Genomic DNA, 2,024 nt, shown 5'->3' with positions numbered 1-2,024 from the left:
GGATGGTTCCCAATGGCATCTATGATGCCGATGATTGCATTGCGAATCAGGGACAGCACCTGATCGGGGTCGATGCCTCTAGCCGCTTGGATCGAAAGCTTGAGCGCGGATTGATACTCGTCGATTGAAAGCGTGAGCGGGTAGTTGTTTCCCTCATGCTGTTCCACAAAGCTGATGCCGGCTTCCGGAACGACGGGTGCGTCCAGTAGCGGACGATCACGGGAGCTGCTATGGCGGTAGTTCACCACCGAGGTGAACAGTGGAACGCCGTTGGGCAGGTTGGCGGCCTTCTGGGTGACGGTGAGTGGGGCATGCTCATGATGCAGGAGCTCTGCCAGTAGAGTCTGCATGTGTCGCGCACATTCAATGACCGATTGCCCAACATGCACTATCACGGGTAGCGTATTGATGGAAACTCCGAGAATTCTCTCGTTGCTTCCGCCGGCCTTGAGTCGGCCGAACATGACTGTACCGAACACCGGTGCATCGGTGTTGCAGACTTTCGCCAGCACATGTCCCCATGCCACATGCATGAGGCTGGTCATGCTTAGGCCCTCGGAGCGGGCGAGCCTGGCCAGCCGTGCGACGATGTCCTCGCCGAGTACGATGCTGCGTTCGACGATTCCTGATCCATCCCGGTGCACGTTGAGCAGGCCGAATGGCGCAGTGGTGCGCTGTACGTCCCCCAGCATCTGCTTGAAGAATGCATCGGGTCGACTGTCCTGCTGGCTTGACTTCACATGGGCGACGAAGTTGCGGTAGGGAACCGGCGTTGGCAGGCTCTGCGCCTGCCCAGTCATGATCGCGATGATCTCCGAGGTCACCACGTCACCTGTCGTCCGGTCAGTGGTGAGGTGGTGCATGAGCTGCATGACAATCAGCCGGCCGCTATGCGGATCGTTGGCGACCAGCAGTTTCACCAGTGGTGCCGTCCGCAGGTCAAGCCGGTAGTGGGTAGGGCTGAAGCGTGTCTTCATCTGCTCGATGAGATCCCCGTCGCCCGGGTCGAGATCGACGTCTTCGACCTGGACCTTGGCTTCCCTCACCACCACCTGGACAGGATCGCGCAGATTCTCCCAGCGCAGGCAGGTGCGCAGGATGTCGTGGCGCGCGATGACTTGGTTGAAGGTATCCACATAGGCGTCCAGAGTGGCTCGATCCTCGACGTTGTAGATGCTCCAGATGAGGTAGGGGTCGCCCTTGTCGGCCATCAGGTAGTGGAAGAGCATGCCTTCCTGGAGTGGGGTGAGCGGGTAGATATCCTGGATGGCCGCAGCGCCGCCATCCATCGAAGCGACGATCTGATCGATCTCTTCCTGCGTGATGTCCAGCAAGGGGAGCAGCTCGGGGACGATCCTGTCCACACCCGGCTCGAGCAGGTTGGCCGGAATCGCTTCGCTTTCATCCTGCTCGTAGTTGAAGGACTCGCCCGCGCCGAGCCTTTCGAGAATCTGGTCGCGATTGGACTTGATCAGATCGATGAGTTCGCGGTCCTTCAAGGCGGCACCGGGACCACGAAGGGACAGTTTGCCGTCGACCTGGCGGATGGAGGCCTGCCGAACCTGAAGCAGCGCGTGAAGTGAGGCAAGGCTCATAGGACGATCTCTCCGTATTCTTGGGTATTGGCGGCAATATCCGCGAGCACCGGTGTTGTGAAGATGGTGCGGATGTCCGCCTGCAGGTTCGATCGGCGCATGTGCTCGATGATGCGCACGGCCAGCAGGGAATGCCCGCCAAGCTCGAAGAAGTTGTCATGGCGACCGACCTTCTCCACGCCCAGGACTTCACTCCAGATCCGTGCCAGCTCGGTTTCGATCTCGCCGATCGGCGCCTGGTACGGCCGGCTGAGGTAGGCCTCGCCATCCGGTGCCGGCAGTGCCTTGCGGTCCTGTTTGCCGTTGGATGTCACCGGCATCTCGTCCATTTTCACGTAGGCAGCCGGCACCATGTACTCGGGTAGCTTGCCGCCCAGGTGGGTCAGCAGGCGTTAGGTGGATACGTCTGCGTCGTGGGTGGTGGTGTAG

The 2,024-nt window shown here is 60.3% G+C and carries 2 protein-coding genes; both read right to left on the bottom strand.

The features are described from left to right. Nucleotides 1-1,595: condensation domain-containing protein (locus AC1DQP_RS19915; protein ID WP_478052354.1), on the bottom strand; the 1,595-nt coding region annotated here is incomplete at its 3' end. Beyond that, on the bottom strand, nt 1,592-1,948 hold the full coding sequence (locus AC1DQP_RS19910) for a phosphopantetheine-binding protein (protein ID WP_478052353.1): 357 nt from the start codon (nt 1,946-1,948) through the stop codon (nt 1,592-1,594). The genes AC1DQP_RS19910 and AC1DQP_RS19915, both read right to left, overlap by 4 nt. Nucleotides 1,949-2,024 lie beyond the last annotated feature (76 nt).

This window comes from Stenotrophomonas sp. P5_A8 (assembly GCF_056400545.1).
This window is presented reverse-complemented; position numbering and strand designations above follow the sequence as displayed.

What these genes read in the sequence shown, in the direction of transcription:
- AC1DQP_RS19910 (WP_478052353.1), bottom strand. Translation starts at nt 1,948, where the DNA reads ATGGTGCCGGCTGCCTACGTGAAAATGGACGAGATGCCGGTGACATCC.